Source organism: Rhodococcus sp. CH91, from assembly GCF_022554085.1.
In the GTDB taxonomy this organism is placed as follows: Bacteria; Actinomycetota; Actinomycetes; order Mycobacteriales; family Mycobacteriaceae; genus Rhodococcus.
On the sequence record NZ_JAKFYR010000001.1, the window covers coordinates 318,270 to 342,252 of the forward strand.

Sequence of the window (23,983 nt, forward strand, 5' to 3'; positions counted from 1 at the left end):
TTGCACGAAAGGACATCTCCGACATGGAGTCCGTAGCAATCACTCCCCTGTTCGGCACCGAGTTCAGAGGAATCGAGAGCCTCGACGACGAGATCGCCGTCGCTCGCATCGCCGAAGCACTGCGCTGGCGCGGAGTCGTTCTCATCCGCGGAGCGAACCTCGACAACGAGACGCAGATCGCGTTCAGCCGCCACTTCGGGGAACTCGTCACACCATTGCCGAACGAGGAGATCATGACGGTCTCGCTCGACCCGGCGAAAACGGTTGCCGCAGAGTACCTCGAGGGAACCTTCAGCTGGCACATCGACGACACGACCAACGACATCCCGGCCAAGGCCACCACCCTCACCGCGCGGCAGGTGGCGGAGGAGGGAGGCGGTACGGAGTTCGCCAGTACCTACGCGGCCTACGAATATCTGCCGGAGCACGAGAAGAAGCGTTACGAGGGGCTCCGCGTGGTCCATTCTTTCGAGGCGGCGCAGAGGACGGTCTATCCGGATCCCACCGACGAGCAGGTTGCGTTCTGGCGCACCCTGCCCGAGCACGAATCGTCGCTGGTGTGGAAGCGGCGTGACGGGCGGCGGTCGCTCGTCATCGGCGCTACCGCCGATCACATCGTCGGCATGGATCCCGACGAAAGTCGCACCTTGCTCGACGACCTACTGGCCTGGACCACGCAGAAGCAGTTCTCGTATCTGCACGACTGGGAGGTCGGAGACTTCGTCATGTGGGACAACACCGGGATGCTGCATCGCGCGCAGCGCTACGACGCCGACTCCCCCAGGTTGATGCAGCGCACCACGATCGTCGGCGACGAGGCATGGTCGTGAGGACTGCTGTCGTCACCGGAGGGGGGTCCGGAATCGGGCAGGCGGTTGCGGAGCGACTGCGTAAGGACGGCCATCAGGTGGCCGTGTTCGATATCCGGCCCTCCGGAGGTGAACTCGAGTTCGCCGTCGACGTCACCGACCGTGCGCAGATCGACGAAGCGCTCATGCAGGTACGCGACCGGCTCGGCCCGGTGACCATCCTTGTCAACGGGGCCGGGGTCGAGGTCTACAAGCGCTTCCTCAACCTGACCTTCGAAGAGTGGGAAGGCGCACTCGACGTCAATCTGCACGGTGTATTCCATTGCACCCAAGCGGTACTGCCGGACATGCTCGATGCCGGCTGGGGGCGCATCGTCAACATCTCGTCGTCCAGTACCCATTCGGGGCAACCGTTCATGTCGGCCTACGTCGCAGCGAAGACCGGCGTCAACGGCCTCACGAAATCACTGGCACTCGAGTACGGGCCGTCCGGCATCACTGTCAATGCGGTGCCGCCGGGCTTCGTCGACACCCCGATGCTGCGTCGTGCAGAGGGCAAGGGACTGCTCGGCGGAACTGTCGACGAGCACATCCTGCGCACCCCGGTCCGCAGGGCCGGCCGTCCCGAAGACATCGCGGCGGCGTGCTCGTTTCTCACCTCCGGCGAAGCCGGGTACATCACCGGCCAGATCCTCGGTGTGAACGGCGGGCGCAATACCTGAAGCCCCGGGCTCCGACACGACCGGCCTCGCCGACTGCACGGCGGGGCCGGTCGTCATGTCTCGTCGTCCCCTCCACGGACCTGCGTCGCACCGTCGGGCGAGGAGGCGGACGAGGGGTCCGCGGTGAGCCTCTCGTATCGTCGGGCGAGTTCGCGCAGGAAGGACTCGAGGACGAGATCGAAGCTGTCGGAGTCGATCTCGGCCGCATACTCGCGGAGCCGATGTGCCTGCGAGAGATGTGGATAACGCTCGTTGTAGGTGTCGATGTGATCGTCGAATCCCCCCGCGAACGAGGTGATCGCGGAACCGATGACGATGTATTTGATCGAGGCGCCGATCATCGTCGCGAACCGCGGCGGCCAGCCGGCCCGCGTGAGACCCCCGTGGATCGCGTCGGACGCCTGCAGCGAGACGGGCCGGGTTCCGGGGCTCGCGGCGAGGAACGGAACCATGTTCGGGTGTGCGGCGAGCGCGTCGCGATAGGTGCGGGCCCAGCGTCGTAGTGCCTCCTGCCAGTCGTCGCCGGCGAACCCGCTGACGTCGACCGATTCGCCGATGGCGTCGGCGATGTCGTCGAGCAACTCCTCCTTGGTGGAGTAATGGCTGTACAGCGAGGGGGCGCGCACACCGAGTTCGGCGGCGATCCGGCGCATCGACACGGCGTCGAGTCCGTGTTCGTCGACGAGCCGCAACGTGACGTCGCGGATGAGTTCGCGACTGAGCAGAGGCGTGCGTGGGCGTGCCATCCGTCGACCTCCTTCCGGCCCGGCCTGGACGAGCTAACAATGTAAGGTTAGTTTGGACGTGCGAGAAACGCTACGGCGCCGGCATCCCTGGAAGGCCTCTCCATGAACTTGAAGCTCACCGAGGAGGAGCGCGCGTTCCGCGACGAGCTGCGCACCTTCTTCACCACCGAGATCCCCGCCGAGGTGCGCGCGAAGGTCGCATCCGGCACCCCTCTGGGCAAGGACGACTACGTCGCCACCCAGCGCATCCTCCACTCCCGCGGCCTCGCGGTCCCCAACTGGCCCGTCGAGTGGGGCGGCCAGGACTGGACCCCGATGCAGCGCAACATCTGGCTCAGCGAACTGCAGCTCGCGTCGGTACCCGACCCGCTGCCGTTCAATGCGTCGATGATCGGCCCGGTCATCGCCCAGTTCGGTTCGCAGGAGATGAAGGAACGCTTCCTGCCCGCCACCGCGAATCTCGACATCTGGTGGTGCCAGGGCTTCTCCGAACCCGAGGCCGGTTCCGACCTCGCTTCTCTCAAGACCCGCGCGGTGCGCGACGGCGACGACTACATCGTCAACGGGCAGAAGACGTGGACGACGCTCGCACAGCACGCCGACTGGATCTTCTGCCTCGTCCGCACCGATCCGAACGCGAAGAAGCAGGCCGGTATCTCGATGCTGCTCTTCCCGATGGACACTCCGGGCGTGACCCGTCGTCCGATCAAGCTGATCGACGGAGGCTACGAGGTCAACGAGGTCTTCTTCGAAGACGTGCGGGTTCCCGCGGAGAACCTCGTCGGTGAGGAGAACACCGGGTGGACGCAGGCCAAGTTCCTGCTCGGCAACGAACGCACCGGTATCGCGCGCGTCAGCGCGACCAAGGTCAAGCTCGCGCGGGCGAAGTCTCTCGCCGCCGAGATCCGATACGGTAGCGGATCCCTGCTCGACGACCCGATCTTCGCCGCGCGCCTGGCGGAACTCGAGAACGAACTGCTCGCTCTCGAGCTCACGCAGCTCCGCGTCGTCGCGAGCTCCGCAGACGGTAAGCCCAACCCGGCGTCGTCGCTGCTGAAGATGCGCGGTTCCGAACTCCAGCAGGCCGCGACCGAACTGCTCGTCGACATCGCGGGCCCCGACTCGCTCCCCACGGCGGCGTCCGGCATCGACTCGCCGGAGTGGGCGCAGCTCACGACGCCGACCTACCTCAACAACCGCAAGGTCACCATCTACGGCGGATCGAACGAGGTACAGCGTTCGATCATCGCTTCCTCGATTCTCGGACTGTGAGGCCCCGGACATGAATTTCGAACTCGACACCGAACAGGACATGCTCCGCGCTACCGTCCGCGACCTCCTCTCGGGCGTGTACGACGTCGAGGCACGCAATCGGGTAGCCGAGAGCGACCTGGGCTGGAACCGTGACGTGTGGAAGCAGCTCGCCGAACTCGGCGTGCTGGGTCTGCCCTTCGCGGAGGAGCACGGCGGCATGGGTGCCGGGCCGGTGGAGGTCATGGCCGTCATGACCGAGATCGGCCGAGCCCTCGCGCCGGAACCCGTGCTCGATGCGGTCTACCTGCCCGGCCGGCTGGTCGCCGAGGTCGGTACCGACGCGCAGCGATCCGACATCCTCCCGCGACTGTCCGAGGGCACCCTGCTCCTCGCGTTCGCACACGACGAGCCGGGCAGCCGCTGGCCGCACGCCGTCGTCGGTACCACCGCCGCGCGCGACGGCGACAGGTGGACACTGTCCGGTCGCAAGAACCCTGTCCTGCACGGTGATTGCGCCGACACGCTGATCGTCTCCGCGAGCCTGCCGGAGGGAGGCGTCGGCCTTTTCCTCGTCGATCCGGGCGTGGACGGTCTCACTCGTACGCCGTACCGCACCAACGACGAACGTCGGGGCGCGCAGATCGTGCTCGAGAACGTCGCGGCCGCACCGCTCGGCGAGGCGGGCGACGCGTCCGCCGCGATCACCGCGGCGCAGGTACACGCCCAGGCGGCACTGTGCGCCGAAACGGTCGGCGCGCTCGATGCCTCGGTGCAGCTGACGACCGGATATCTCAAGCAGCGCAAGCAGTTCGGTGTTCCGCTGTCGATGTTCCAGGCGCTCACCCACCGCGCGGCCGACATGTACGTGCTGTACGAACTCGCGTCGAGCATGAGCCTGTACGCGACGATGGCGCTCGCGGACGGCATCGTCGATCCGGCGATCGCATCGCGGGCCAAGCTGCAGGTCGGCCGGTCCGCACGCAAGATCGGCCAGGAATCGGTGCAGATGCACGGCGGCATCGGTGTCACCGCCGAGCACTCCATCGGTCACTACCTCAGCCGCCTGACCGCGATCGAGCACACCCTCGGCACGATGGACGACCACCTGCGGGTGCTCGCCGGCGGCGTGAAAAACTACGACCTGGTGGAGATCACCGGGATGTGAACGTTCGGGCTCACTCCCGGGGCAGCAGCGTCCCCAGCGGACCGAGGTCGATGTTGAGATCCTCGGGGGTGAGCCCGAAATGGTCGCGCAGTTCCGCCATGCGTTCTTCGAGCAGCATCAGTGTCGTCCCGAGGCGTTCGACCTGCTCGTCGCTGAGATCGCCCGCATCGACACGGTGCAGGGCCTGCCGCTCCATGAGTTGCCGGAGCAACTCGACCAGGGTGAGCACGAGCGTCACCAATCCCCGCTCCACGGATTCGGGATCGGCGTCGATACGTGGGGGAAAGCTCGCGGACTCGCTCATGGCCCCTCCCGGACCCCACGGGGAACGGGGGCATCGATTCCCTGAGCGGACAGGGTGCTGATCGACGAGATGAGCGCGCGCAGCGAGATCCGCACCAGGTCGATCTCCGCGATCGACAACGTGATGTCGCCGGTGATGACCACACCCCCCGACAGCACCCGATCCAGCAGATCGATCAGTGCGATCCGCCGCTCCTCGTCCACCGAGCCGTCCGCGTACCTCACGGCGAGATCCGTTCGGCACCGGCGAACGAATAGGGTGGCCACGGACCGCTCATCTCGAGCCGTATCCCCGGAAACCGTGCTCCGAGTTCGTCCACCTCGCCACGGAATTCGCCTGCCCGGTCGTCGTCGACGAGATACGTTCCGTTGAGCAGCATCCATTCGTGACTGCCGCTCAGCGCCGGATCGGTCGGTGCGCCGCGGCGCCCCGCAGCGGCCTTGCGCAGCAGCCGGTCGTGGATGTCGTCCGCACGGGCAGCGGCATCTCGCTCGACGTTCTCCTGTGCTGCCAATTGCGCGCGGCGCCGCAACAGATAGGCGGTCCCGCTTCCGGAACCGGATTCCTCCGTGCGTGATTCGGCCGAGGCCTGCTTCAGTTCCTTCCTGTCCGCGAATGCCTTGACGCCCCACTCCGTGCGTCCCCTCACCAGCGCGAGTGCCGACGAGAACTGTTCCCCGTGCTCGGTCAGGAGTTCTCTCACCCGTTCGTCGTCGAGGCAGACGGTCGCCAGTCGCAGCGGCACAACGGGTACCTGCCGGGATAGATCGGCGACCACCGAATCGTGTGCGCGAGCGATTCTTTCGAGCCAGTCCAGGTCCTCCAGGTTGCGGGCCAGGGCGGCCTCGCCGAAACCGTCCAGGGGTACCGTTCCCACCACGGCGGTCAATCCGCCCTCGTGTACCGTACGGGTCCGTTCGCCGGCCACGCCGGATGCGGCCTCCGCCTCGCGGTCGGCGAGAGGCTCGTCGGTCACCGCGTACATCCAGACCCCGGTCGTGTCAGTCACGTTCCTCCTCGTCCACGATCTCCGCGGGTTCCGCCGACCCCGCCGCCTCGAGTGCGGCCAGCCGCTCGCGCAGCCGCCGATTCTCCAACTCGAGTTCTGCCCGGCTCGTGTCGACCTCGGGTGCGCGCGCCTTGCTCGTCAGCCACGGATCGTTCTCCCACCAATCGATTCCGACGGCTTTCGCCGTCTCGAGCGACGCGATGACGAGACGGAGTTTGATGGTGAGGAGTTCGATGTCGAGCAGGTTCACCTGGATGTCACCGGCGATCACGAGACCCTTGTCGAGCACCCGTTCGAGGATGTCGCCGAGATTCGTCGACCGGTTGCCGCCCCCGTAGGGTTGCGGCGACGAGGTGCCTCCTCCGCCCACGACCGTCATGTCCCGGTCCTCGCCCCGATGTCACTGCTACCGCGACCGTAACGCCGGGTCCGCCGGTACGCGAGCAGATTCGCGTCCAGATCGATCTCCACCTCGTAGAGCGCAAGCATGTCCGCCGACGAGGGGATCCGCCTGTCCTCCACCACTTCCACTTCGACGACCCAGCCGTCCTCGGTGGGTTCTATCGAGGTGACACCCTGGGCTTCCTTCGAGGTCAGTTCCCCGAGGTGCGTGAGAGCCGCCGACGCAGCCTCGGCTGCCGAGATCGGCGGCGGGCCGGTGTCTCTCGCCACGAGGTCACTCCTTCGTCCTGTCGGCGCCGGCGCTGCCACGCGAGATCATGCGGTTGAGCACGGCCTGCTGCGCCTCGTCCTTCTCCTCCGGTGACAGTGCGCCCGCAGCCGCAGCTTCCTCGATCTCCTCGAGTTCGCGACGCACGTTCGCCGGGTCGTGCAGTTGCTGGTCGACCTGTTCCTCGATGATCTCCCCGAGCCACATCACTCCCTTGACAGGAGCGAGTGGCAGGGTGACCAGTGTTGTCAACAGTCCCATCGGTCAATCCTCCTCGCCCGAATCGGATTTCGCCACGAAGTCGTAGGCCGCCATCGGACCGAGCAGCGAGATCTCCACCCGGTCGTCCCATTCGTCACCCAGTTCGCGGAGAATGCGCTCGAGTTCGTCCTGCCTGTCGAGTTCGACGAGGACGGCGATATGGACCGCATCCTGTTCGTGGGTGGGTTGCCGTTCGTTGACCATGGGATCGAGCGAGGTCAGTGCCTCGATCGTGCGGCGGGTGTCCTCACCACGTTTGGCTTCGATCGTCGCTTCGATGATCTCTCCGAGTGCCATCCGCGTTTCGCGGGTAGCGTCCTCGGACTGTCCGCGGATCTGTTCTCGCAACTGTGCGGCCTCGGGGTTCTCGTCCAGGATCTCCTGCAGGACGGTCCTCTCCACATATCGCCCCTTGACGACGAACTGGGCGAGGCCTTCGAGTTGCTCGAGTGCCGCTGCGAGTTCGTCCTCGTGCCCCTCGAGCAGTTCTTCTGCTACGGCATTGCGGTCGGTGAGGACCGCACCGAACCTGAGCGGGAGCACGGGCGCGACGGTCGCCGTCCCGTCGAGCAGTTCGGCGTGCGCCTTGAGGTCGTCGGGTGTGCCGAGGGCGCGATCGATCGGGATCTCGCTCACCAGAGCGGCGATGTCGCCCGAACGGACGACCGAGATCTCCGCGGGTGGATTTCCCACACCCTCGGCGTGCTCTTCCGGCTCCACATCGGAGGGGACGATGCCGTAGACGTATATCGCAGTGGCCGTGACGGTGTCGTCGTCGCCCTGTTCCGGTCGTTCCGTCTGCTCCGTGGACATCAATCCTCCCCCTTGCGTGGGCGGCGAGCAGTCTGTCGCTGCTCCTGCACCTCCCCGAGGAAGTCGCCGACCTTCTCCCCTGCCGCCTCGAGCGCCCCTTTGGTCTTGTGCTTGGCACCACCGGAGGTGATGTCACCGACGAGATCCGGCAGACCCTTGGGTTCGTTGTCGGAGATCTCCAGCCGATTCACCGCTTCCGCGAACCGGAGGTAGGTGTCCACACTGGCGACGACGACGCGCGCATCGATGGTGAGAAGTTCGATACCGACGAGCGACACCCGTACGAACGCGTCGATGACGAGTCCCTTGTCCAGGATGGTGTCGATGACGTCGGCCAGGCCGGAGGAGTTCGGGCGAGCCATCCCGCCGCCGCCACCTCCTCCTCCTCCGGCGGGCTGGATGCTCATGATCGGGATCCTCTCGACCGTGTCGTGCGAGTGCCGGTGCTCGTCTTCGCCCGGGACCGCTTCGCCGGGGCAGGTTCCCGGTCGGCCTCGTCACCTTCGTCGTCCGAATCCTCGTCGGACATCTCTTCGCCGTCCGAGTCCTCGTCTTCCTCCTCGTCCTCGTCTTCCTCCTCGTCCTCGTCCTCGTCCGAATCCTCGTCTTCGTCTTCGTCTTCGTCCCGGAGTTCTTCGTCGTCGCCGTCCTCTTCGGCGCTCTCATCGGTGTCCTGCTCTTCCTCTTCCCTTCGTGCCGTCTCGTCGTCCTTGACGACCTCACTCTCGTGGATCTCCCCGTGCCAGCCCACGATGTCGTCGGGATGCAGGACTGCGTCCGTCATGAGGTGACGCTGGAAGTGCTTGAGTTCCAGTCGTGCTCGACGCCCGACGGCGCGCCAGAGGTTGGCGGTGCGTTCGAACAGGCCACGAGGGTGATATTCGAGGACCATGATGATCCGGGTGAGATCGGGTGTGAGTTCGTGGAAGGTGACGGCACCGTCGATGTATCCCTTCCCTCCCGTGGACCGCCAGATGATCCGTTCGAACGGAACCTGTTCGAGGATGGTGGATTCCCAGTTCCGGCGAGACCAGAACACCTTGCCGGTCCAGTGGAGTTTCTCGTCTTCGACCTGTTCGACCTGTTCGACCTTCTTCATGAATTTCGGCCAGTCGGCGAATTGTGTCCACTGGTCGTAGGCCAGGTCGGCCGGCACCCCTACGTCGATGTATTCGACGATGTTGGTGAGCTTGAGTTTCTTGTTGCCGCCACCGCCCTTGCCCTTCTCCCCTCCGGTGATCGACTCCTTCACATCGCCGAACTTGTCCTTCGCGGTGTTCTTGAGATGGTCGAATCCCGAGCTGGCCGCGGCCTTCAGCGGCGATTCACCCTGGGCGAGTTTCTCGACACCCGTCAGCGCACTTGCCAGACTCCCACCCTTGCCTTCGGAGTAATCCTGTAGGCGGCCTGTCGTGCCGGTGACTCTGTCGGACAGTTTCGACAGCGCGTTCTGCGCAACCGTTCCTGCCAAGCCCTGCAACGACTGTTGCACACTGCCGGTCGCGCTCTTTCCTGCCTTGCCGACTGCGTCGGCGGCCTCACCCGGGAGGTCCTTCAACGTCTTGGCCATCGTTCTCACCGTCCTTTTCGACGTACAGGAGCACGGCCGGAAGACGACGTACTGCTGCGTGCGGCCCGCTTGCGGGGCTTGGGAGGTGCTTCCTCCTTGTCGTCCGCTTCTTCTGCCGCCGGCGCCTTCTTGCTACGGGAAGCGCGAGGACGGGAGGTCGTGCGGGCGGCGCGGCGCCGGGGTGCGGGACGTTCCGGTTCCTCCTCGGCTTCCTCCTCGGGTTCTTCCTCGGGTTCCTCGTCGGCTTCTTCCTCGGCTTCTTCCTCGGCGCCGGAATCCTCTTCGTCCGTCTCGTCGTACTCCGGTTCTTCGTCGCGGTCCTGGTCGTCCCGATCCTCGTCCGTCTCAGGGCTTTCGTCGTATTCGTCTTCGTAGTCGGGCTGTTCGGTTTCCTCGTCGGACCGGGTTTCCGCGCTGTCACCGTCTGTGCGGGTCTGGAGACGATCGTTGAGGGCGTCGATGCGGCTGCTGACCGCAGTCACCGCTGCGGCACGAGCCGCGTTGACGAGTTCTCCGCGAACGGAGTCGGTGATCTTGGTGATCTCGGGAGACGAGCCGATCATCGAAGACCCTCGCTGCAGAAGTTCCTGAGGATTGGCGGGCAGTTTGCCGGTGACTCCGGCACCGGCGAGCATCATGGCCAGCCGCATCTTCTTCGTGCGTCCGAGGAAATATCCGATGCCCACCCCGAGGGCGACTCGTGCTCCGGGTTTCATCACCGTGCTCCTTCGTGTGCGGCGCATCCAGGCGTGCTCGGAAGGGGCCGGAAGGTCTCGGTGCGGCACGCAATCGACGCGCATATGGTGTGATGCAAACCACAGTACGGCACTTCGGTCCGTGATTCCCACGCTTCGTCGCCGTGTGGTCGTGAGAGTGATCGGCCGAGTGATAAAAGTACCAATCAGTATGTTCTGCAGGGGAATACGAGGTTTGCTACACAACCGATCCGGTGGGGGCGAACGGATTCGGTGCGAGCTTCGCCTGGAATCGGGTCCGGAAGCGGGGCTATCGTTGCGGACCTGCCGGATCGGCGATTCCCGACGCCTGCAGGACGAATGCGGCCTCGGGACCGACGATTCCGCCGATCAGGGCGAGGAAGCGGTCGACGAACGCCGGGCCGTGTGCACCTTCGGTGGCATCGTCCGGCTCCCGAGGATCGAGGTGATGCGCGAGTTCGTGCAGTACGACCATCTCGCGGAAGGCCCACGCGGTGTTGGCACGATGCTCCGGCAGGGCGATCGTCGCGCAGTCGCGTTCGTAATGGGCGGCGGCGTTTCCTGCCCGGGCCCGCACGTGCACCGGCACTGCCGCGCGTTCCCAGCGGGAGCGCACCCAGTCGAGGGCGAGGACGGCAGCGACGTAGTCGTGAACCGATTCGATGGATGCGAAACGTCTCTCGACCGGCAGGGTCACGTGGGATCCGGCGACCTCCACGGTCCGCAATCCGCGTTCGTCGGCCCGGTCGAGCATCTTCCGCACGATCGATTCCGCTTCGTAGACAGCGTTTCTGCGGGTATCGCGCACCTTGCTCACGGTTCCAGTCTCCTCGGTGCCGAGGGCAGTTCGGGCGCAGTTCCCAGTCGTGCCGCCCGTCCGGCGCGGTCGCCCGCACGTCGCGCGTCGGTCGACCGGGCCGATGGTGCCCGGCTACCTCGCCAACTGCCCCGCGCCTGCGAGGTGCTGCGGTAGAAGTCCTGCAGTTCCATGCTCTTCCCTCGCAACACCAACGTCGTGCCCGGCGCGGACGTCTCGACCTCGCGTTCGATCTCCTGTTTGGCCTCGGTCAGTCGGGCACCGATCCGGGCCGCGAAGGCCGACTGGAAGTTCAGGCGAGCGGTCACCGCGGCGACCGGTCTGCGCACACGGGTGCGCACGCGCCGGCCACCGCGCTCCTCGACCACCGTGCGCACGGTGGTCTCGGTCCGGTAGGTGCCCTGGCGCAGGTACGCGTCGGACGCACGCACCATCTGTACGAGCAGCGAGGAGTACAGGGCCTCGCAGACATCGATGTCGTCGGCGAAGCCGTAGGCGTAGACGACCGTGGAGGTCGCGGTGATGTCGCACTGGACGTCGTTGGCCGCGGCGATGGCGAGGAACAACTGCGCATAGGTGCGCAGTCCCTTCTTTCCTGTCTCACCGATGGTGATCAACCGCTGCACCGGTGCGGCGCGCCGTTCCTTCGCCGCAGTGTGACTGCGCGCCACCGCCAGATCGATCGAGGCGGACGTCGCGAGCCTTTGTGCCGCGGCGAGGAAGGCGTCGGCCTCGTGCGCGTTGTCGGTGGACTCCGCCTGGCGGAGCAGCCCCCCGATACGGCTCAGCATCTTCTCCGAACTCACTCCGAGAGCGTAGAGCGTCACACCGACACCGCACACGGGACCGCCGCGCCCACGAGAGCGAGAACACGGCCGAATCTCCTGCGGAACCACCCACCACCCACCAAGATCGTGAAGATGGACACTGCAGTCGATTTCGTCACCGAGATCAACGACACCTTCTGGTACGCCGTCATCGCGTTGCTCATCGGTTCGGGTCTGTACTACAGCGTGCGGTCGCGGTTCATACAGATCCGGCTCGTGCCGGACATGCTGCGTTCGGTCGTGGAGAAACCGGCCACGATGCCCGACGGAGAGAAGGGCATCTCGGCGTTCCGGGCCTTCTCCGTGTCGGCGGCCTCACGTGTGGGCACCGGCAACGTGGCGGGGGTCGCGATCGCGATCAGCCTCGGCGGGCCGGGAGCGGTGTTCTGGATGTGGGTGATGGCACTGATCGGCGCAGCCACGGCGTTCCTCGAGTCCACACTCGCCCAGCTGTACAAGGTGCGGGACAAAGGCGCCTTCCGCGGCGGGCCCGCCTACTACATGCAGTTCGGCCTCGGGAAACGATGGATGGGGATGATCTTCGCGGTCATCATCACGATCACCTACGGCTTCGTGTTCAACGCGGTACAGACCAACTCCATCGTCGACGCCGTGTCGAGTTCCGTGGGTGAGAAGACCACGGGAGTGCAGGTGGGCGTCGGTCTCGTCGTCTCCCTGCTCGTGGGTGTGGTGATCTTCGGTGGTGTCCGGCGGATCTCTGCGGTGTCCCAGATCGTGGTGCCGGTCATGGCGCTCGCCTATCTGGTGATCGGCATCATCGTCGTCGCCCTCAACATCGGCGAGGTTCCGGAGATGTTCCGGCTGATCGTGGCGAACGCATTCGGCGTGGAGGAGATCGTCGGCGGCGGATTCGCGGCGGCCTTCATGAACGGCATTCGACGAGGTCTGTTCTCCAACGAGGCCGGCATGGGCTCGGCTCCCAACGCGGGCGCCACCGCCGCGGTGTCGCATCCCGTGAAGCAGGGTCTCGTCCAGAGCCTCGGTGTCTACTTCGATACCTGGCTGGTCTGCTCGATCACCGCGTTCATCATCCTGTTGTCCGACCCCGAGTTCGGCAGCGGCCTCGAAGGGGCCGCCCTGACGCAGAACGCGCTCGCTCTGCAACTCGGCGACTGGACGGTCCACTTCCTGGCGGTGTTGATCTTCTTCCTCGCGTTCACCTCCGTGATCGGCAACTACTACTACAGCGAATCGAACATGGAGTTCCTCACCGGTTCGCGCCGAATCCTCCCCTACCTGCGGACGGCGGTCGTGGTGTGCGTGTTCCTCGGAGCCGTCGGCTCGCTTCCTCTCGTGTGGGCGCTGGCCGACCTCGCCATGGGAATCATGGCCACGGTGAACCTCATCGCACTGATCCCGCTGTCGGGCATCGCGTACGCCCTCTTCCACAACTACACAGCGCAGCGCAAACAGGGCCGTGATCCCGTCTTCCGCGCCGGTGACGTACCCGGAATACGCGGAATCCAGGTGTGGACCGACGAGGACCTTGCGGGGTTCGACCGCGATGAGCGCCCGGCACGGTAGATTCCCCTACCGCACGAGCGTGTTCCGCTTCGGAAAGGATCTGCGAGATGGCGTCGGTGACCTTCGACAGGGCCACGTGTCTGTTCCCCGGCTCGAGCACGCCCGCGGTGGACGCGCTGGACCTCGAGATCGAGGACGGTGAGTTCCTCGTCCTCGTCGGGCCCTCCGGCTGTGGCAAGTCGACCTCGCTGCGCATGCTCGCAGGACTCGAGGAGGTGCACAGCGGGCGCATCCTCATCGGCGACGCGGACGTCACCGCCGAGGATCCGAAGGAACGCGACATCGCGATGGTGTTCCAGAACTACGCCCTCTACCCGCACATGTCGGTCGCGGAGAACATGGGCTTCGCGCTGAAACTGGCCAAGACCCCCAAGCACGAGATCCGGGAGCGGGTCGTCGAGGTCGCGAAGATGCTCGACCTCGAGCCCTTCCTCGACCGCAAGCCCAAGGCGCTGTCCGGTGGCCAGCGCCAGCGTGTCGCCATGGGCCGGGCCATCGTCCGCCAGCCGCAGGTCTTCCTGATGGACGAGCCGTTGTCGAACCTCGACGCCAAACTGCGCGTGCAGACCCGCACGCAGATCGCACAACTGCAGCGTCGCCTCGGCACCACCACGGTGTACGTCACGCACGATCAGGTCGAGGCGATGACGATGGGCGACCGCGTCGCCGTGCTCGAGAAGGGCATCCTCCAGCAGTGCGCCTCTCCGCGCGTGCTCTACAACCGGCCCGCGAACGTCTTCGTCGCCGGCTTCATGGGTTCGCCTGCGATGAATCTGTTCCGTCTGCCCGTCTTCGAACGCGGGGCCATGATCGGCGACACCTACGTGCCCATTCCCCGCGACGTCCTCGGTCAGGTCTCCGAGACCGAGGTCGTGCTCGGTATCCGGCCCGAACATCTCGAGATCTCGAACGACGGTCTGGCGATGGACGTCGACGTCGTCGAGGAACTCGGCTCCGAGGCCTATGTCTACGGCCGCGCCGACGTGGGCGGCCTCGACCATCAGATCGTCGCACGCAGCGACTGGCGCAATCCGCCGCAGAAGGGTGATCGGCTGTACCTGCGATTCGACCCCGAATACGTGCACGTCTTCGGGATGTCCGACGGGCGTCGGATCGGCTGAGAGGCACCCCGGAATCGGTCGCCGACCCGACACTCGACCGATTCAGGATGGGCGGAATGCCGACTTTTACCGGTGTTGCATGCCACAGTGGTGGCCGGTGTCGGTGCGCCTGGTCACCGACGAGTGTTTTCGACCTCGAATGGGGAGTTGTTGATGGTTCTGAATACGAAGGCGATGCGGAGGGCCGCGGTCGCCGCAACGGCCGCGACCGCACTCGTTCTCGCGGGTTGTTCGTCGGACGACGGTGGCAGCGACACCGCGGCCGGCGGCGAGGGCAACGGCGGTGACGGCCGCGGCCCGATCACGATCGTCGAGGGGCAGGATCCCCTGAACACGGCGCTCGAGAGCATCATCGCGGACTGGAACGCCGAGCATCCCGACGAGCAGGTGACCTTCAAGCCGCTCGCCGCCGAGGCGAACGACCAGTACGACGACATCGCCCAGCGTATGCAGGCTCGCAGCGACGAGTACGACCTCATCGCCGTCGACGTCACCAACACCGCCGAGTTCGCCGCGAACGGCTGGCTGCTCCCCCTCGAGGACGAGTTCGCCATCGACACAGAGGGCCTGCTCCCGGCGACCGTCGAATCGGGGACCTACAACGGCACGCTCTACGCGGCGCCGAAGAACACCAACGGCGCGTTCCTCTACTACCGCTCCGATCTCGTCGACACGGCGCCCACGACCTGGGACGAACTGAAGGCCGAGTGCCCCAAGGCCGAAGAGGCGGGCATCGCCTGCTACATCGGGCAGTTCAAGAACTACGAGGGTCTGACGGTCAACGTCACCGAGATCGTCAACGGATTCGGCGGAAGCTTCGTGTCCGCGGACGGCCTGACGGCGGCCATCGACGAGAAGACCGCCGAAGGCCTGCAGTTCGTCGTCGACGCGTTCGCGGACAACACCATCCCGGCCGCTGCGCAGACCTACTCCGAGGGCGAGTCGCAGACGGCCTTCGGCAACGGTGACGCACTGTTCATGCGCACCTGGCCCGGCTTCTACACCGACGGCGAGGCCTCCTCGGTCGCCGGTAAGTACGACATCGCGGTCCTCCCGGGTGTCGACGGACCGGGCGTGTCCACGCTGGGTGGTTACAACGTCGGTATCAGCGCGTTCTCCGACGCCCCGGCCACCGCGCGCGACTTCCTCGAGTTCATGCAGAACCGCCAGTCGCAGATGTACTACGCCGAGGCGGGCGGAGCGCCGGTCCTGGCCGAGATCTACGACGATGCGACGATCCTCGAGCAGTACCCCTACTTCTCGACCCTGAAGGAAGCGCTCGAGGCAGCGAAGCCGCGTCCGGCATCGCCGTACTACTCGACCGTCTCGAAGGCGATCGCCGACAACGCCTACGCTGCCATCCGCGGCGAGAAGACCGTCCAGCAGGCGCTGGACGACACCGAGGCCGGCATCGAGACCGCCGGCAACTGATGCTCTAGGAGCAGTACATGGCTGACCCGCAGGTCGACAATCCCGCGGATCCGCCACACGCCCCCGCGGTCGGGACCGTGTCCGGTCCCGACCGCGGACGTGTCGGCGGACGTCACCGCGTGCCCGGAATCCCGGCCCCGGAGGTGAAGAAGCGGCGCACGATCCCCGTGTGGATGTTCATCGCGCCGTCGATGCTCGTCCTCGCCGTGATCATCCTGTATCCGCTCGGCCGAGCGGTGTGGATGTCGCTGCACGGTGACGCGAAGACCCTCGATCCCGAGACGGGGAGATTCGTCACCGGCGGTTTCGTCGGGATCGAGAACTACACCCGCTGGATCACCCAGACCTGCGGAACGGCGACCGGATCGATTCCGTGTCCTCCCGGTACCCTCGGCTCCCAGTTCTGGCAGTCGATTTTCAACACCTTCTTCTTCACCGTCGTCACGGTGGGACTCGAGACGGTGATCGGCTTCGCGATGGCGGTCGTGATGGCCAAGTCGTTCCGTGGCCGCGGGCTGCTGCGCGCCTCGGTTCTCGTACCGTGGGCGATCCCCACCGCCGTCACCGCCAAGCTCTGGTTCTTCATCTTCGCCAACGACGGTGCCGCCAACAAGTTGCTCGGCACCGACTACCTGTGGACGGCCGATCCGTGGCCGGCGCGGTTCGCGATCATCATCGCGGACGTGTGGAAGACCGCACCGTTCATGGCGCTGCTGATCCTGGCGGGACTGCAGATGATCCCGCAGGACGTCTACGAGGCGGCGAAGGTCGACGGGGCCAATGCGTGGCAGCGTTTCAAGATGATCACCCTGCCGCTGGTCAAACCGGCGTTGATGGTGGCGATCCTGTTCCGCACCATGGACGCGCTGCGCATGTACGACCTGCCCGCGATCATGATGGGCTCGAACCCGGCCACCTCGACGATCTCGGTACTCGTCGTCGACCAGATGCGGCAGGGTACGAATTCGGCGTCCGCGCTGTCGACGATCACCTTCCTTCTCATCTTCGCAGTCGCATTCGTGCTGGTTCGGTTCCTCGGCGCCAACGCCGTGAGTACGCAGGAGAAGCAGCGGAAGGGTGAAACAGTATGACCGCCACCGCCGAAGCGGAACGCACCGAATCGCGGCCGGTGACGGTCCGCAAGGTGCCGCTGCAGCGCCGACTGCGCACGGTCGGCACATATGTGGGTGTCGCGCTGATCGTCGTCTGGGGCCTGGCCCCGTGCTACTGGATGATCGTCACGGCCCTGCGGGATCCGTCCGAGACGTTCAGTACGACGTTGTGGCCGTCGAATCCGACCCTGCAGAACTTCGCCGACGCACTCGACCCCGACGCGAAGGTCAACTTCTCCCGGGCGCTGCTCAACAGCGTCATCATCGCCGGCGCGACCACCCTGGTGGCTCTCCTGCTCGGCGTGTTCACGGCCTACGCCCTGTCGCGATTCGAGTTCCGCGGTAGGTACTTCGTCACGGGCATCATCCTCGGCGCGTCGATGTTCCCCGTCGTCGCGCTGGTGACCCCGCTGTTCCAGCTGTTCACCGACATCGGCTGGATCGGCAGCTATCAGGCACTCATCATCCCGAACATCTCGTTCGTGCTGCCCCTGACGGTGTACACGCTCACGTCGTTCTTCTCGGAACTGCCGTGGGAACTCGAGGAAGCCGCCCGCATGGACGGTGCGACGCGCGGTCAGGCCTTCCGTCTGGTCATGCTGCCGCTGGCAGCACCGGCGTTGTTCACCACGGCGATCCTGGCGTTCATCGCGACCGTCAACGAATATCTGCTGATGTCGCAGCTGTCGAGCGAGCGCACCGCCCCCGTGACGGTCGCGATGGCACGGTTCACCGGCACCGATCCGTACGTCACCCCGTACGCGTCGATCATGGCGGGTGGCACCCTCGTCATGGTGCCGCTCGTGGTGATGGTGCTGGTCTTCCAGCGGCGCATCATCTCGGGTCTGACCGCGGGCGGCGTCAAGTCGTGAGGAAGGTTCCGCACCGGAACAGGCTGGAGATGCTCCTCGGTTTCCTCACAGTGTTCACGGTGATGGCCGTGATCGGAGCCGTCGCCGAGCTGACGTCGCCGCAACCCGGCATCGTGCCGTCCCTCGTACTCCTCGGGTTCGTCGTGGGGTGGGGGTTCGCCTTCCGCGCCTGGCGTCGATCGGGGTGAGGGAGCGGGCAGCAGCCGGCCGGGGCCTCGATCCGGCGCGTCTGTCGGTCGTTTCCGTACCATACGGTGGGCGGGGGATCCTCCCACCCGGATTTCCGGCACCGAGAAAGTGGAACGAGTGACTAGCCCGAAGAGGTCGACCCCCTCACGCGCCGCCGCGGCCGCGGCGAAGAATCGCCGGGGGCGCATCGTCCGCTACACCGTGCTCGTCGGTCTGCTCCTCCTCGTACTCGTACCGCTCGGTGTCTTCGCCACCGCGTACGTCTCGGTGGAGGTGCCCACACCGTCGGACATGAAGACGAATCAGATCGCGCGTGTCTACGCGGCCGACGACGCAACCGAGATCACTCGCGTCGTCCCGCCGGAGGGCAACCGGCTCGAGGTCGGGCTGGCGCAGGTTCCCGAGCACGTCCGCAATGCCGTGCTGTCCGCGGAGGACCGCAACTTCTACAGCAATCCGGGCTTCTCGATCACCGGTTTCGCGCGTGCGGCCCGCGACAACGTCCTGGGTAAGGAGACCGCCGGAGGTGGCTCCACGATCACCCAGCAATACGTCAAGAACGTGCTGGTCGGCGCCGACCGCACGCTCGAACGCAAGATGCGCGAACTCGTGATCTCCACCAAGATGGCCCGGCAGTGGTCGAAGGACGAGATCCTCGAGGCGTATCTCAACACCATCTACTTCGGTCGTGGCGCCTACGGCATCGCGGCGGCCTCGCAGGCGTATTTCGGTAAGCCCGTCGAGGAACTGACGCTGTCCGAGGGAGCCGTCCTGGCCGGGGTGATCCAGACACCCTCCTCGCTCGATCCCGAGTACAACCGGCCGGCGATCGAAGAGCGGTGGAACTATGTGCTCGACGGCATGACCGACATGGGCGTTCTCGACTCGTCGGAGCGATCCGCGCAGGTCTTTCCCGAGACGGTGCCGTCCGACACCCTCGCACGGGCCACGGAGGCGACCGGACCGGAAGGGCTGATCCGTTCGCAGGTGCTGCGCGAGTTGTCGGCGGCGGGGATCAGCGAACAGGTCCTCAACACCGAGGGACTGCGCATCATCACGACCATCGACCCGAAGGCGCAGCAGGCGGCGATCGAAGCCGCCCGGTCCACCCTGGCAGGAGAGCCCGAGAACCTGCGGACCGCGGTGGTGTCCGTCGATCCTCGCTCGGGAGCGGTGCGCGCCTATTACGGCGGGGAGGACGGAGCCGGCTTCGACTACGCGCAAGCGCCCCTGCAGACAGGTTCGGCGTTCAAGGTCTTCGGACTGCTCGCCGCGCTCGACGACGGCATCGGCCTGAACGCCCGGTTCGACAGTTCTCCGTTGACGGTGGGCAACGTCCGGATCGGCAACGTCGAAGGCGAGTCGTGCGGGCGCTGCACGATCGCCGAGGCTCTCAAACGTTCGCTGAACACCAGCTTCTACCGGCTCATGATGTCGATGTCGAACGGGCCGCAGAAGATCGCCGACGCCGCGCACGCGGCGGGCATTCCGAAGACGATCCCCGGGGTCGAGGGGCAGACCTTGAGCGAGAACGGTGGGTCTCCCGAAGGCGGCATCGTCCTCGGTCAATACCAGTCGCGGGTGATCGACATGGCGTCGGCGTACGCGACGATCGCCGCCTCCGGGATCTTCCACGAGCCGTACTTCGTGCAGAAGGTGGTCACGGCCGACGGGGTGGTGCTGTTCGAGCGCCCACCGTCGCCCGGGGAATGGCGTCTGGATGCCGCGGTGGCGGACAACGCTACCCAGGCCATGATGCCGATCGCCGGGTATTCGCGGGGGCACGCGCTCGCCGGTGGCAGGCCCTCCGCGGCGAAGACCGGTACCACTCAGCTCGGCGACACCGGTCTGAACAAGGACGCGTGGATGGTCGGTTACACCCCGTCGCTGTCGACGGCCGTGTGGATCGGAACCCCCGACGGCGGACCCATCACCAACAGCTGGGGCGGCTCGATCTACGGTTCGAGCCTGCCCTCGGACATCTGGAAGAGCACGATGGACGGTGCGCTCGAGGGCACACCGGTCGAGAGCTTCCCGTGGCCGGAGCCGATCGACGGGCAGGCCGGTGTTCCGGAGGATGCCGGTATCGGGACCACTACTCCCCCGCCGCCGCCCCCGTCCTTCCGGCTGCCCGAGCTGCCGCCCATCACGATCCCCGCGCCGCCGGTCGATCTGCCGGTCGAGGTTCCGTCTCAGATCGAGGTGTTCCCCGGGGTCACGATCCAGATTCCGGGTTTGTGACCGGCCCGTCCAATACGGCCGGCAGCAGCGCGGCGGCGTAGTCGACCACCTCGTCCACGCTCAGGATGCGGTCGCGGAACCGGTCGATCGCCAGCGACTCCACGAACGCCCACCACGCTCGGAGCCGGATGCGGGTGAGTGCCCCGTCCTCCCCGGACGTCGCCACGATGATGCGTTCGACCATGGTGTCGCGCATCGAATCGTGGATGGCACGGATCTGGGGGTCGGAGCCGAACCCGCTGTGGAAGAACGCCTGGTAGTTGTCACCGTGCCGGTCGATGAAGGACACGAAGGCCTGCAGCACGGCACGGAGCGGATCGTCCTCCCCCGGGTCGGGATTCGCCGCGCGGAGCATCCGGCGGGAGGCGGCACCGACGACCGCGACGTAGAAGTCCTGCTTGGTGGGGAAATAACGGAACAGCAGACCCCGGGAGATCCCGGCGATCTCGGCCACCCGGTCGATCGAGAGGGCGTGGATGGGGCGGGTCGCGAGTTCCTGCAGGCCGATGGCCACCAGTTGACGGCGACGTTCCTCCGGCGGCAGACGACGCCGGCCTCCGGCGGACTCTTGTGGTGAGGTGCTCACCTCGATAGCCTAACTGAGCATTGCTCAGTTGCAGCCGCTCGACCGGGAACGCCCGGTCGTACTCGACGGAAGGCATCCGATGGATTTCGCACAGTCCGAGCGCAGTCGCGACTATCTCGACAGACTCCGCGCCTTCATCGCCACCGAGGTCGAACCCGTCGAACAGCGGTTGCGCACCGCCCGGCGCGCACCCGGTGAAGGACGCCGCGACGTGACCGCAGCCGAGAGATGGGCGGTCTCCTCCGAATTCCGCGACCTGCAGCGCAAGGCCCGTGAGGCGGGCCTGTGGAATCTCTTCCTGCCGGACGCCGAACTCGGTGCCGGCCTGTCGAACGTCGAATACGCGCCGCTCGCCGAGGAGATGGGGCGCTCCCCGTTCGCTTCCGCGGTGTTCAACTGCGACGCCCCGGACACCGGCAACATGGAGGTGCTCTACCACTACGGCAGCGAAGCCCAGAAGGAACAGTGGCTGCGCCCTCTGCTCGACGGGGAGATCCGCTCCGCCTTCTGCATGACCGAACCCGACGTCGCGTCGTCGGATGCCACCAACATGGCCGCGACCGCCGTGGTCGACGGTGACGAGATCGTGCTCGACGGACGCAAGTGGTGGAGCACCGGTATCGGGCATCCCGACTGCAAGGTTCTCATCTTCATGGGGCTCACCGATCCGGAAGCCCACAAATACCAACGGCATTCGATGGTCCTCGTGCCCATCGACACACCGGGCGTGAAGATCGAGCGCATGCTGCCCACCATGGGTTTCTTCGACGAACCGGGAGGCCACGGCGAAGTGTCCTTCACCGACGTGCGCCTGCCGCTCGACGCCGTCATCGCGGGCCCCGGGCGGGGATTCGAGATCGCGCAGGGCCGCCTCGGCCCGGGCCGCATCCACCACTGCATGCGCCTCGTCGGCCTCGCCGAGCGCACACTCGAACTCGCATGTCGCCGCGGTCTCGAACGCACCGCCTTCGGCAAACGGCTCGTCGACCTCGGCGGTAACCGCGAACGGATCGCCGACGCGCGGATCGCCGTCAACCAGTTGCGGCTGCTGGTCCTGCACGCCGCATGGCTGCTCGACACGCAAGGACTCGCCGGTGCGCGCTCGGCGGTCTCGGAGATCAAGGTCGTCGCTCCCCGCGTCACTCAGCAGATCGTCGACTTCGCGATCCAGATCCACGGTGGTGGGGGACTGTCCGAGGACTTCCCCTTCGCCGGCGCCTGGACCGCGGCACGTGCGCTGCGACTGGCCGACGGGCCCGACGAAGTGCACCAGGGGCTCGTCGCGCGATTCGAACTCGGCAAGTACGCGTGAGACAGGAGTTTCCGACCGTGACCACACTTCCCGGCAACGCCCGCGAGGTCCGCGACGAGGACGCATTCGACGTCGAGGCGGTCGCCGCGTGGCTCACCGAGACCGCCGGACTCCGCGGAATCCCGGACGTCCGCCAGTTCTCCGGCGGCGCATCAAATCTCACCTACCTGCTGCGTTATCCCGATCGCGATCTCGTGCTGCGTCGCCCTCCTGCGGGGGCGAAACCGTCGTCGGGTCACGACATGGCCCGCGAGTACCGTATCCAGTCGCTGCTCGCGCCGGTCTATCCGTACGTTCCCGGGATGGTGGGTCTGTGCACCGACCACGCCGTGCTCGGCAGCGATTTCTACGTCATGGACCGGGTGCCGGGCACGATCCTGCGGACGAATCCGCCCACGGATCTCCCTCTCACCGAGGCGGACACCCGCACGCTCTCCCTCCGGATCGTCGACCTGCTCGTCGAGCTGCACGGTATCGACCCGGAAGCCGCCGGGTTGTCCGAGCTCGGACGTGGGCCGGGATACGTCGCGCGGCAGGTCGCGGGCTGGACCGACCGCTACGCCAAAGCCCGCACCGACAACGTCCCCGACTTCGCGAAGGTCACGGAATGGCTGGCCGGTGCCCAGCCGCAGGATGTCGCGCAGACCGTCATCCACGGCGACTTCCGGCTCGACAACATCGTTCTCGACGACGACGATCCGCTGAAACCGGTCGCGGTGCTCGACTGGGAACTCGCGACCATCGGTGATCCGCTCATGGATCTGGGTTCGTCGCTGGCCTATTGGGTGCAGGCGGACGACGAACCGATGATGCTGCTCACCAAGAGGCAACCCTCCGATCTTCCCGGCATGCCGACCCGGCGAGAGATCGTCGAATACTACTCCGAGAGAACCGGACTGCCGGTCGGCAATTGGGGATTCTACGAGGTGTTCGGCCTGTTCCGCCTCGCCGTGATCGCCCAGCAGATCTACTACCGCTACCACCACGGCCACACCACGAACCCGGCCTTCAAGGATTTCTGGGTCGTGGTCGGATATCTCGAATCTCGTTGCAGCACACTGATCGATCGATACCAGAAGGAGAACCGATGAGCCGCCCGCAGAGACGGAACATCCTCGTCACCGGAGCGAGTTCCGGACTCGGGGCCGGGATGGCACGTGAATTCGCCGCACGCGGAAGCAATCTGGCGCTCGCTGCACGGCGGGTCGAGCGACTGGAGGAACTGCGCTCGGAACTGCTCGCCGCGCATCCGGATATCACCGTGAGCGTGCGTGCCCTCGACGTGAACCGGCACGACGACGTGTTCGAGGTCTTCCGGGAATTCGACGACGAGCTCGGCGGTCTCGACAGGGTCGTCGTGAACGCCGGCCTCGGCAAGGGACAACCGCTGGGCACCGGTTACTTCCGTGCCAACGCCGAGACCGCGAACACGAACTTTCTCGGGGCGCTGGCGCAGAGCGAAGCTGCGCTCGAACTGATGCGGCCCCGCGGACGCGGTCATGTCGTGCTCATCTCGTCGATGAGCGCCCTGCGCGGCATGCCGCGGAACATGACGACCTACGCGGCGTCGAAGGCCGCCGTCGCCTCGCTCGGTGAGGGGATGCGCGCGGATCTCGCCGGCACGGACATCCGGGTGAGCACGATCTTCCCGGGCTACATCCGGTCGGAGATCAACGAGAAGGTGAAGAAGGTGCCGTTCATCGTGGACACCGAAACGGGTTGTCGCGCATTGGCTGCTGCGATCGAGAAGGAACCCGCGAAGGCGTATGTGCCGGGCTGGCCGTGGATTCCACTGGCCTACGCGATGAGGGTGCTACCGCTGTCGGTGATCCGGAAGATGGCGTAGGCGGGCCGCCGCACGGCGAAGGCCGCGCCCCGCAGAGGGGCGCGG

At 66.1% G+C, this 23,983-nt stretch carries 28 protein-coding genes; 14 read left to right on the forward strand and 14 right to left on the reverse strand.

The genetic code is table 11. The features are described from left to right. The first annotated feature begins 23 nt into the window (after nucleotides 1-23). Both MOM01_RS01455 and MOM01_RS01460 read left to right on the forward strand, forming a co-directional pair. Entirely contained in the window at nucleotides 24-830 is an 807-nt protein-coding gene (locus MOM01_RS01455) for a TauD/TfdA dioxygenase family protein (RefSeq protein ID WP_241383606.1), read from the forward strand. Continuing rightward, complete coding sequence (locus MOM01_RS01460) at nucleotides 827-1,531, forward strand: SDR family NAD(P)-dependent oxidoreductase (RefSeq protein ID WP_241383607.1); 705 nt, start codon at nucleotides 827-829, stop codon at nucleotides 1,529-1,531. Before MOM01_RS01455 ends, MOM01_RS01460 begins: the two co-directional genes overlap by 4 nt. A gap of 53 nt (nucleotides 1,532-1,584) precedes the next feature. Here the strand turns inward: MOM01_RS01460 and MOM01_RS01465 are convergent, their stop codons facing one another. After that, nucleotides 1,585-2,277 carry a TetR/AcrR family transcriptional regulator gene (locus MOM01_RS01465; RefSeq protein WP_241383608.1) on the reverse strand — a complete coding sequence of 231 codons (693 nt, stop codon included), beginning with the start codon at nucleotides 2,275-2,277 and terminating at the stop codon, nucleotides 1,585-1,587. Between the two features lie 102 nt (nucleotides 2,278-2,379). Here MOM01_RS01465 and MOM01_RS01470 point away from each other — a divergent pair, with 102 nt between their 5' ends. Both MOM01_RS01470 and MOM01_RS01475 read left to right on the forward strand, forming a co-directional pair. Beyond that, nucleotides 2,380-3,549 carry an acyl-CoA dehydrogenase family protein gene (locus MOM01_RS01470; RefSeq protein ID WP_241383609.1) on the forward strand — a complete coding sequence of 390 codons (1,170 nt, stop codon included), beginning with the start codon at nucleotides 2,380-2,382 and terminating at the stop codon, nucleotides 3,547-3,549. A gap of 10 nt (nucleotides 3,550-3,559) precedes the next feature. Beyond that, the gene (locus MOM01_RS01475) at nucleotides 3,560-4,696 is read left to right on the forward strand and encodes an acyl-CoA dehydrogenase family protein (protein ID WP_241383610.1); all 1,137 of its coding nucleotides are present in this window, start codon (nucleotides 3,560-3,562) and stop codon (nucleotides 4,694-4,696) included. Between the two features lie 10 nt (nucleotides 4,697-4,706). Here the strand turns inward: MOM01_RS01475 and MOM01_RS01480 are convergent, their stop codons facing one another. The 12 genes from MOM01_RS01480 to MOM01_RS01535 all read right to left on the reverse strand — a co-directional run bounded on the left by MOM01_RS01480 (nucleotide 4,707) and on the right by MOM01_RS01535 (nucleotide 11,662). After that, nucleotides 4,707-5,000: a gas vesicle protein K gene (locus tag MOM01_RS01480; RefSeq protein ID WP_241383611.1), complete on the reverse strand. Its 294-nt coding sequence runs from the start codon at nucleotides 4,998-5,000 to the stop codon at nucleotides 4,707-4,709. After that, nucleotides 4,997-5,224 carry a gas vesicle protein gene (locus MOM01_RS01485; RefSeq protein ID WP_241383612.1) on the reverse strand — a complete coding sequence of 76 codons (228 nt, stop codon included), beginning with the start codon at nucleotides 5,222-5,224 and terminating at the stop codon, nucleotides 4,997-4,999. The genes MOM01_RS01480 and MOM01_RS01485 overlap by 4 nt, the downstream gene beginning before the upstream one ends. Further along, complete coding sequence (locus MOM01_RS01490; RefSeq protein WP_241383613.1) at nucleotides 5,221-6,009, reverse strand: GvpL/GvpF family gas vesicle protein; 789 nt, start codon at nucleotides 6,007-6,009, stop codon at nucleotides 5,221-5,223. The genes MOM01_RS01485 and MOM01_RS01490 overlap by 4 nt, the downstream gene beginning before the upstream one ends. Then, the gene (gene gvpJ / locus MOM01_RS01495; protein WP_241383614.1) at nucleotides 6,002-6,388 is read right to left on the reverse strand and encodes a gas vesicle protein GvpJ; all 387 of its coding nucleotides are present in this window, start codon (nucleotides 6,386-6,388) and stop codon (nucleotides 6,002-6,004) included. The genes MOM01_RS01490 and gvpJ (MOM01_RS01495) overlap by 8 nt, the downstream gene beginning before the upstream one ends. Next, nucleotides 6,385-6,681, reverse strand: coding sequence for a gas vesicle protein GvpO (gene gvpO, locus MOM01_RS01500; RefSeq protein ID WP_241383615.1), 297 nt, complete (start codon nucleotides 6,679-6,681; stop codon nucleotides 6,385-6,387). Before gvpO ends, gvpJ (MOM01_RS01495) begins: the two co-directional genes overlap by 4 nt. A gap of 4 nt (nucleotides 6,682-6,685) precedes the next feature. Further along, the gene (locus tag MOM01_RS01505; RefSeq protein ID WP_241383616.1) at nucleotides 6,686-6,940 is read right to left on the reverse strand and encodes a gas vesicle protein GvpG; all 255 of its coding nucleotides are present in this window, start codon (nucleotides 6,938-6,940) and stop codon (nucleotides 6,686-6,688) included. Nucleotides 6,941-6,943: 3 nt separating this feature from the next. Further along, a complete protein-coding gene (locus tag MOM01_RS01510) occupies nucleotides 6,944-7,753 on the reverse strand; it encodes a GvpL/GvpF family gas vesicle protein (protein WP_241383617.1) in 810 nt (269 codons plus the stop codon). After that, nucleotides 7,753-8,160 carry a gas vesicle protein GvpJ gene (gvpJ, locus tag MOM01_RS01515; RefSeq protein ID WP_241383618.1) on the reverse strand — a complete coding sequence of 136 codons (408 nt, stop codon included), beginning with the start codon at nucleotides 8,158-8,160 and terminating at the stop codon, nucleotides 7,753-7,755. Before gvpJ (MOM01_RS01515) ends, MOM01_RS01510 begins: the two co-directional genes overlap by 1 nt. Further along, a complete protein-coding gene (locus MOM01_RS01520) occupies nucleotides 8,157-9,323 on the reverse strand; it encodes an SRPBCC family protein (RefSeq protein WP_241383619.1) in 1,167 nt (388 codons plus the stop codon). Before MOM01_RS01520 ends, gvpJ (MOM01_RS01515) begins: the two co-directional genes overlap by 4 nt. 5 nt (nucleotides 9,324-9,328) lie before the next feature. After that, nucleotides 9,329-10,039 carry a hypothetical protein gene (locus MOM01_RS01525; RefSeq protein WP_241383620.1) on the reverse strand — a complete coding sequence of 237 codons (711 nt, stop codon included), beginning with the start codon at nucleotides 10,037-10,039 and terminating at the stop codon, nucleotides 9,329-9,331. Between the two features lie 289 nt (nucleotides 10,040-10,328). After that, nucleotides 10,329-10,856, reverse strand: coding sequence for a TIGR04338 family metallohydrolase (locus MOM01_RS01530; protein WP_241383621.1), 528 nt, complete (start codon nucleotides 10,854-10,856; stop codon nucleotides 10,329-10,331). Next, the gene (locus MOM01_RS01535) at nucleotides 10,853-11,662 is read right to left on the reverse strand and encodes a DUF2786 domain-containing protein (RefSeq protein WP_241383622.1); all 810 of its coding nucleotides are present in this window, start codon (nucleotides 11,660-11,662) and stop codon (nucleotides 10,853-10,855) included. Before MOM01_RS01535 ends, MOM01_RS01530 begins: the two co-directional genes overlap by 4 nt. 114 nt (nucleotides 11,663-11,776) lie before the next feature. On the opposite strand from MOM01_RS01535, the gene MOM01_RS01540 reads away from it, so the two are divergent. The 7 genes from MOM01_RS01540 to MOM01_RS01570 all read left to right on the forward strand — a co-directional run bounded on the left by MOM01_RS01540 (nucleotide 11,777) and on the right by MOM01_RS01570 (nucleotide 20,194). Further along, on the forward strand, nucleotides 11,777-13,228 hold the full coding sequence (locus MOM01_RS01540) for an alanine/glycine:cation symporter family protein (protein ID WP_241383623.1): 1,452 nt from the start codon (nucleotides 11,777-11,779) through the stop codon (nucleotides 13,226-13,228). A gap of 47 nt (nucleotides 13,229-13,275) precedes the next feature. Beyond that, a complete protein-coding gene (locus MOM01_RS01545; RefSeq protein WP_241383624.1) occupies nucleotides 13,276-14,349 on the forward strand; it encodes an ABC transporter ATP-binding protein in 1,074 nt (357 codons plus the stop codon). 153 nt (nucleotides 14,350-14,502) lie between these two features. After that, nucleotides 14,503-15,780, forward strand: a complete 1,278-nt coding sequence (locus MOM01_RS01550) for an ABC transporter substrate-binding protein (RefSeq protein WP_241383625.1) — start codon at nucleotides 14,503-14,505, stop codon at nucleotides 15,778-15,780. 17 nt (nucleotides 15,781-15,797) lie between these two features. Beyond that, a complete protein-coding gene (locus MOM01_RS01555) occupies nucleotides 15,798-16,871 on the forward strand; it encodes a carbohydrate ABC transporter permease (RefSeq protein WP_241383626.1) in 1,074 nt (357 codons plus the stop codon). Further along, nucleotides 16,868-17,764: a carbohydrate ABC transporter permease gene (locus MOM01_RS01560; protein ID WP_374112243.1), complete on the forward strand. Its 897-nt coding sequence runs from the start codon at nucleotides 16,868-16,870 to the stop codon at nucleotides 17,762-17,764. The genes MOM01_RS01555 and MOM01_RS01560 overlap by 4 nt, the downstream gene beginning before the upstream one ends. Further along, nucleotides 17,761-17,952: a hypothetical protein gene (locus tag MOM01_RS01565; protein ID WP_241383627.1), complete on the forward strand. Its 192-nt coding sequence runs from the start codon at nucleotides 17,761-17,763 to the stop codon at nucleotides 17,950-17,952. Before MOM01_RS01560 ends, MOM01_RS01565 begins: the two co-directional genes overlap by 4 nt. Before the next feature lie 118 nt (nucleotides 17,953-18,070). Continuing rightward, complete coding sequence (locus MOM01_RS01570; protein ID WP_241383628.1) at nucleotides 18,071-20,194, forward strand: transglycosylase domain-containing protein; 2,124 nt, start codon at nucleotides 18,071-18,073, stop codon at nucleotides 20,192-20,194. Here the strand turns inward: MOM01_RS01570 and MOM01_RS01575 are convergent. Further along, nucleotides 20,169-20,780 (reverse strand): TetR/AcrR family transcriptional regulator, encoded by a 612-nt coding sequence (locus tag MOM01_RS01575; RefSeq protein WP_241383629.1) that lies wholly within the window; start codon nucleotides 20,778-20,780, stop codon nucleotides 20,169-20,171. The genes MOM01_RS01570 and MOM01_RS01575 overlap by 26 nt on opposite strands. A gap of 79 nt (nucleotides 20,781-20,859) precedes the next feature. On the opposite strand from MOM01_RS01575, the gene MOM01_RS01580 reads away from it, so the two are divergent. From MOM01_RS01580 to MOM01_RS01590, 3 genes are read left to right on the forward strand one after another with little or no spacing between them, the layout of a single operon-like run. Then, on the forward strand, nucleotides 20,860-22,092 hold the full coding sequence (locus MOM01_RS01580) for an acyl-CoA dehydrogenase family protein (protein ID WP_241383630.1): 1,233 nt from the start codon (nucleotides 20,860-20,862) through the stop codon (nucleotides 22,090-22,092). A 17-nt stretch (nucleotides 22,093-22,109) separates the two neighbouring features. After that, nucleotides 22,110-23,183 (forward strand): phosphotransferase family protein, encoded by a 1,074-nt coding sequence (locus MOM01_RS01585; RefSeq protein ID WP_241383631.1) that lies wholly within the window; start codon nucleotides 22,110-22,112, stop codon nucleotides 23,181-23,183. Continuing rightward, complete coding sequence (locus MOM01_RS01590; RefSeq protein WP_241383632.1) at nucleotides 23,180-23,938, forward strand: SDR family oxidoreductase; 759 nt, start codon at nucleotides 23,180-23,182, stop codon at nucleotides 23,936-23,938. Before MOM01_RS01585 ends, MOM01_RS01590 begins: the two co-directional genes overlap by 4 nt. Nucleotides 23,939-23,983: the final 45 nt, after the last annotated feature.